Source organism: Aerococcus sp. HMSC23C02 (assembly GCF_001806805.1).
GTDB classification, from domain to species: Bacteria; Bacillota; Bacilli; order Lactobacillales; family Aerococcaceae; genus Aerococcus; species Aerococcus sanguinicola.
Genome location: NZ_KV786060.1, coordinates 176,658 through 183,179 on the forward strand (window position 1 = coordinate 176,658; position 6,522 = coordinate 183,179).

Annotated in this window: 4 protein-coding genes and 2 tRNA genes; 1 reads left to right on the top strand and 5 read right to left on the bottom strand. The window is 49.0% G+C overall.

Translation table 11 applies throughout. The features are described 5' to 3' along the window. Nucleotides 1–59 precede the first annotated feature (59 nt). From HMPREF3090_RS07515 to HMPREF3090_RS07530, 4 genes are all read right to left on the bottom strand, one after another. A tRNA-Lys gene (locus HMPREF3090_RS07515) sits at nucleotides 60–132 on the bottom strand. A 7-nt stretch (nucleotides 133–139) separates the two neighbouring features. Then, nucleotides 140–212 (bottom strand) — tRNA-Val (locus HMPREF3090_RS07520). A 171-nt stretch (nucleotides 213–383) separates the two neighbouring features. Then, the gene (gene fetB, locus HMPREF3090_RS07525) at nucleotides 384–1,154 is read right to left on the bottom strand and encodes an ABC transporter permease (RefSeq protein ID WP_067974117.1); all 771 of its coding nucleotides are present in this window, start codon (nucleotides 1,152–1,154) and stop codon (nucleotides 384–386) included. After that, the gene (locus HMPREF3090_RS07530; protein WP_067974114.1) at nucleotides 1,151–1,807 is read right to left on the bottom strand and encodes an ABC transporter ATP-binding protein; all 657 of its coding nucleotides are present in this window, start codon (nucleotides 1,805–1,807) and stop codon (nucleotides 1,151–1,153) included. Before HMPREF3090_RS07530 ends, fetB begins: the two co-directional genes overlap by 4 nt. A 115-nt stretch (nucleotides 1,808–1,922) precedes the next feature. Here HMPREF3090_RS07530 and HMPREF3090_RS07535 point away from each other — a divergent pair, with 115 nt between their 5' ends. Continuing rightward, entirely contained in the window at nucleotides 1,923–2,603 is a 681-nt protein-coding gene (locus HMPREF3090_RS07535; protein WP_067974111.1) for a prepilin peptidase, read from the top strand. Between the two features lie 116 nt (nucleotides 2,604–2,719). On the opposite strand, the gene rpoC is transcribed toward HMPREF3090_RS07535, so the two are convergent. Next, nucleotides 2,720–6,388 carry a DNA-directed RNA polymerase subunit beta' gene (gene rpoC / locus HMPREF3090_RS07540; RefSeq protein ID WP_067974108.1) on the bottom strand — a complete coding sequence of 1,223 codons (3,669 nt, stop codon included), beginning with the start codon at nucleotides 6,386–6,388 and terminating at the stop codon, nucleotides 2,720–2,722. Nucleotides 6,389–6,522 lie beyond the last annotated feature (134 nt).

Consider the following 6,522-nt stretch of genomic DNA (forward strand, 5'->3'; position numbering starts at 1 on the left):
AAATCAGATGCTCTACCAACTGAGCTAAGCCGGCATCAAATTCATATTCGAATTTGTTATGATCCGTGGGAGGCTCGAACTCCCGACCCTCTGATTAAAAGTCAGATGCTCTACCGACTGAGCTAACGAATCAAAGTTATGGAGGATGAGGGGTTCGAACCCCCGACATCCTGCTTGTAAGGCAGACGCTCTCCCAGCTGAGCTAATCCTCCATGTCGGTAAGTTGTTTTGTAACAACTATTATATAATATCACAAGTTTTGACTTTCGTCAATAGCTTTTTTGAGATTTTTAAGCTCTCATTCCAAAGAACTGTTCCCTCGTGACGACTTGATAAGTATAGCACAGTTCTTTGGCTTTAGGCAAGAGCTTTTTTTGATTTTTCTAAAATTTTTCCTTCAATTGGCCGAATTCCGTGAAGTAGTGGGGATAGGCCAAATAAGTACAGAGGATACTGGCCACTGCCCCGCAGGACAAAATCATGAAGTAAACCATAATCTGGTACATGATCGCCTGAAGAGGCATGGACCCAGCCATCATCATCCCGGTCATCATGCCCGGTAAGGTGACCAAACCCAGGGTCCGCATCCCATCGATGGTCGGTTGGAGAGCCCCCTTGATGGTATCATGGATGATCGACCAGGAGGCCTGCTTGGTCGAGGCGCCGAGAGCCAGCTTCTCAAAGACTTCCTGGCGGCGGGCATCGAAGAGAGTGTGCATATTATTAAAGCATAGCCCAACAATCTTCATGCCGTTACCCGCCAGCATGCCGGTAATCGGGATCATCTGCTGGGGCACAAATTGCAGGGTGCCAGATAGGACCAAAATTAGCACCGATAGTCCAATCCCTGAAAAGATCGCTATTAGGGAAATCTTAAAGGCATTGCTTAGACCTTGGGCACGCTTCTTGGCGTTCCAGGCTGAATTAAAGATCATGATCCCCATCGCTACCAGGGTCACCCAGAAGCTATCGATCTGGAAGACATAGGTCAGGATGTAGCCAACCACAACTAATTGGACAATCATACGCACAACTGCAACCAACATATCTTTGTTGAGGACCAGCTTCTCCTTATAAGAAATCGCTAGCGCTACCAAGACGAGGACGAAGGATAGAGCTAGAGAAGTGGGACTAATGACGAGTTCATGGGTCATGACTTACTTCCTCCTTCCTGCAAGTGACCATCCACTAAGTAGAGGGAACGGTCGGCCATGTCTTGGTCTTCTGGCCGGTGGGAAACCCAAAGCAGGGCCATGTCCCAGCGGTCAGCTTCGGTCAAAATAAGCTGCCAGACAGCCTGGGCAGAAGCTTCATCCAAAGAAGAGACAACCTCATCCAATAAGAGGATCTTGGGTGGGAAGACCAGGTGGCGGATCAAGGCCAGACGCTGGCGTTCGCCGCCTGACAGGGTCTCCACCCCTTGGTCATCGGTCAGGTCAGCTAAGCCTAGAGCCGCTTTAAGCATTGTTAAGCGGTCCTGGTCCAGGGCCTTCTGATGGACCTCGGCGACAAAATCAAAGTTATCCTGGACGCTTTTGCCAAAGAGGACGGGATTTTGGACACAATAAGAAACGTCTTGGCGGTAGCTTTGATAGTCATAGCTTTGGGCTGCTTTGCCCTGGTAAGTGACTTGACCGCTATCTTGTCTAAGCAATTGGGCGATAATCTTCAGGATGGTCGATTTGCCACTGCCTGAGGGGCCATTAATAGACAGAGACTCTCCCGCTTGGACTTGGAGATTAATCTTGTCTAGGATCTGCCGGCCATCCCTAGCATAAGAGATATCCGTCAACGTTAGCATAGCCATCAACCTTTCTGGGTATTTTCTCCATTATAACGAAAGATTCGGCCAAATAAAAATAATAAATCCGACGTGAATTTTGCCTTTTTTCGTTTATATATGAGTAAGGAGGTTATACATCATGTTCATACTCAGTCAAATCTATTTATTCTTTGCCTTAGCCTGCCTAGCATCCTTTCTCATGCTCTGGGCCTACCGCACCATCCACTCCGGTGCCATTATTTGGGGACGGTCCCAGTGCGACCATTGCCAGACCAGACTCCCTTATTGGACCCTCTGCCCCATCCTCGGCTATCTGCTCTGCCGGGGCAGGTGCCAAGTCTGCCGAGCCCCTGTCCCTCTCTACTACCCTCTCATTGAGCTTCTCTTCGCTTGTACGGCCTTCTACCTGATCTCTCAAGAGGCTTACAGCGATCTGGTTATTCTCGCTATCCTAACTCTTATGACAGCCACAGACCTCACTGCCCTGGTCGTCCCTAACCGCTTCCAGATCCTCCTCTTCCTAGCCTGCCTAGCACGCGAAGAGACCTGGCAATTAGAGCGCTGGCTCCAGGCCCTGGCCCTTTGTCTGGCCCTCTACGCCCTCAACCAGATCATCAAGGAAGGTCTTGGCGGAGCGGATATTAAGCTCTTCACCAGCCTCTGCCTAGCATACGGCCTATCCGCCAGTCTGGAAATCATCTTCCTCAGCTCAGCCCTAGCCCTGGCATATTTCTTCCTCAGCCACCAAGCCAAGCACCACCCCCTTCCCTTCGTCCCCTTCATCAGCCTGGCTGTGGTTATCCTTCTACTTTTCCCATAGAAAAAAGGCTGGAAGACAAGCTCCAGCCTCTACGTGTTCCAAAAGTCAGACCTAATCGACTTTTGTCACACTCTCTATAAAATTTGATTAATTTTCAATTTTTTAAACGACATGTTCTATGGGTGTCCCACATAGTTTTCAGGCTCAACAGGGTGTTCAACAATCACTTGTTCCCCATCTTCATTGGTCACATATTCTTCCGTTGTTGGCACTTCGCCTAATTTCTTAGGTTCCATGTAACGGTAGCGGGCCATCCCTGTACCTGCTGGGATGATCTTACCGATAATAACATTCTCTTTCAGGCCGAGCAGGTTATCCCGCTTGCCGCGAATCGACGCATCGGTAAGGACCTTGGTGGTTTCCTGGAAGGAAGCAGCTGATAAGAAGCTATTGGTTTCCAGAGCCGCCTTGGTAATCCCAAGAAGGACAGGTTGGGCAGTCGCTGGAATAGATCCCGTCTTAATAGCTTCCGCATTTTCCTTGCTGAAGTCTTCGAGGTCCATCAACTTACCTGGTAAGAGGTCAGTTGCCCCTGGATCGAGGACACGTACTTTACGGAGCATTTGACGGAGCATCACTTCCACGTGCTTGTCGTTGATGTCTACCCCTTGCATCCGGTAAACCCGCTGAATTTCACTTAACATGTAAGTTTGAACAGTGAGTGCATCCGTGATGTGGAGCAATTCTTTCGGATCGATTGACCCTTCAGTCAAACGGTCCCCACGTTTGATGGTGTCGCCTACTTCAACGAGCATACGGGCTGTATAAGGCACAACGTATTCCCGTTCATCTGTAACCCCTTTGACGTTAACCGTCTTTTCACGGGTTGCTTCGTTTTGGTTAATGTCGGTAACAACACCTGTGACTTCTGTAATCACAGCGCGCCCTTTCGGATGGCGTGCTTCCACAATTTCTTGAACACGAGGGAGACCTTGGGTGATATCGTCACCGGCAACCCCGCCCGTGTGGAAGGTCCGCATGGTCAACTGGGTACCAGGCTCCCCGATCGATTGGGCAGCGATGGTTCCGACCGCTTCACCGACTTCAACTTCACCATTCGTTGCCAAGTCAGAGCCGTAGCAGTGCTTGCAGACACCGTATGGCGTGTTGCAGGTAAAGACAGAGCGGATGGTCACTTCTTCAACGCCAGCTTCTACAATCTTCTTAGCTACTTCTTCTGAAATCAATTGGTCATGATGAGCAAGGACTTCGCCTGTTTCAGGATGGCGGACTTCTTTTTGAAGGTAGCGGCCTGTCAGACGTTCTTCCAAGCTTTCAATCATTTCATTACCTTCACGGATAGCTGAAACCCGCAAACCACGGTCAGTGTGGCAATTGCTTTCCTTGATGATCACATCTTGGGCCACGTCAACCAGACGACGGGTCAAGTAACCAGAGTCGGCTGTCTTCAGCGCCGTATCGGTCATCCCTTTACGAGCACCGTGCGTGGAGATAAACATCTCTTGAACCGATAAACCTTCCCGGAAGTTGGAGGTTACAGGCAATTCGATAATCTTACCGTTAGGACCAGCCATCAGACCCCGCATCCCGGCCAACTGGGTAAAGTTAGAGATATTACCCCGGGCCCCAGAGTCCATCATGATGAAGAATGGGTTTTCTGCCGATAGGGAGTTCTTCAGGCGGTTTTCAATTTCATCTTTGACCTTGTTCCAAGTGCTAATGACTTGTTCATAGCGTTCATCATCAGTAATTAAACCGCGACGGTATTGCTTGGTGATGTTATCCACGCGTTTGTGGCCTTCATCTACCAGTTCATTCTTCGTATCCAAAACGGTAATGTCTGAGATACCTACCGTGATCCCTGACTTGGTTGAGAATTCGAAACCGAGATCCTTCAAGCGGTCAAGCATCATTTGGGTTTCCGTTACCTTGAATTGCTTGAAGACGCGAGCGATGATGCTTTCTAAGTAACCCTTCTTGAATGGAGGGACTAATTCTGCGCGTTGGATAGCTTCTTCTACGTCAGCACCAGCTTCTAAGAAGTACTTGTCTGGCAAGCTATCATTCAAGTTTTCTTGGGTTGGTTCGTTCAAGTAGTTGAAGCCATCTGGAATAATTTGGTTGAAGAAAAGTTTCCCGATCGTTGTCCGGATAAGCTTACCTTTTTGGTCTTCCGTCCAGTTCTTGCCTGGTAAGGAATCGGTATCAATGACTACCCGGGTGTGCAATTCCACATTGCCACTCTTATAAGCTGTCATCGCTTCATCAACTGAAGAAACGGCCATCCCTTCACCGATAGCCCCTGCGCTTTCCATAGTCAGGTAGTAGTTCCCTAGAACCATATCCTGAGATGGGGTAACAACTGGCTGGCCATCTTTAGGGTTCAAGATGTGGGTAGCAGCTAACATCAAGATCCGTGCTTCCGCTTGGGCTTCTTCGCCGAGTGGTAGGTGGACCGCCATTTGGTCCCCATCAAAGTCGGCATTATAAGCTTCACAAGCTAGCGGGTGGAGACGGATGGCTTTCCCTTCAACGAGGACAGGTTCAAAGGCCTGGATCCCCAAACGGTGAAGGGTAGGTGCCCGGTTAAGGAGAACAGGGTGTTCCTTGATAATTTCTTCAAGAACATCCCAAACCTTATCGTCTTGGTGCTCAATCATCCGCTTAGCATGCTTCACGTTAGCAGCAATTTCACGGCCCACTAATTCGCGCATTAAGAAAGGCTTGAAGAGTTCCAAGGCCATTTCCTTAGGCAGACCACATTGGTACATCTTGAGTGATGGACCGATGGCGATAACGGAACGACCAGAGTAGTCGACACGCTTACCGAGCAAGTTTTGACGGAAGCGGCCTTGTTTCCCTTTTAACATATGGGATAGGGACTTCAATGGACGGTTCCCGGCCCCTGTAACAGGACGGCCACGGCGGCCATTGTCAACCAAGGCATCGACAGCTTCTTGGAGCATCCGTTTTTCATTTTGAACAATGATGTTTGGCGCATTTAAGTCTAACAAGCGCTTCAAACGGTTATTCCGGTTGATCACCCGACGGTAAAGGTCGTTCAAGTCAGATGTCGCAAAACGACCCCCATCGAGTTGGACCATTGGGCGGAGTTCTGGTGGAATAACTGGAATAACATCCATAACCATCCACTCTGGATTATTACCGGACTTACGGAAGGCTTCTAGGATATCCAAACGACGGATTGCCCGGGTTCGTTTTTGACCGCGTGCACTGGTTAGGACTTCCTTCAATTCCGCGCATTCCTTCTCCAAGTTAACTTGGCCTAGGAGGGTCTTAATAGACTCTGCCCCCATACCAGCTTGGAAACGATTGCCGTATTCCGCCTTGTATTCACGGAATTCTTTCTCTGATAAGAGTTGCTTGTATTCAAGAGGGGTATCCCCGGCATCTGTCACCACATAAGAAGCAAAGTAAATTACTTCTTCGAGGGCACGTGGGCTCATGTCTAATAAGAGGCCCATCCGGCTAGGAATGCCTTTGAAATACCAAATATGGGTAACGGGTGTTGCCAATTCAATATGGCCCATCCGTTCCCGACGAACTTTAGAACGGGTAACTTCTACCCCACAACGGTCACAAACGACACCCGCATAGCGAATCCGTTTGTACTTCCCACATGAACATTCCCAGTCCTTGGAGGGACCAAAGATACGTTCACAGAAAAGACCGTCTTTTTCAGGTTTTAGCGTCCGATAGTTGATTGTTTCTGGTTTCTTCACTTCACCGTAAGACCAGGAACGAATTTTATCAGGGGATGCTAAACCGATCTTCATACTTTCAAATTTATTAACATCGACCAAGGGGCCAACCTCCCTTTATAATTGCCTCTCGCCTGCTGGGTTGCTCGCCAGCAAGCCTACCTTGTCATTAAAAACGAGAATCACAGTCGGGTTCGCAGTGGCAGTCTTGAAGTGACTTCACCCAATCGGAACGA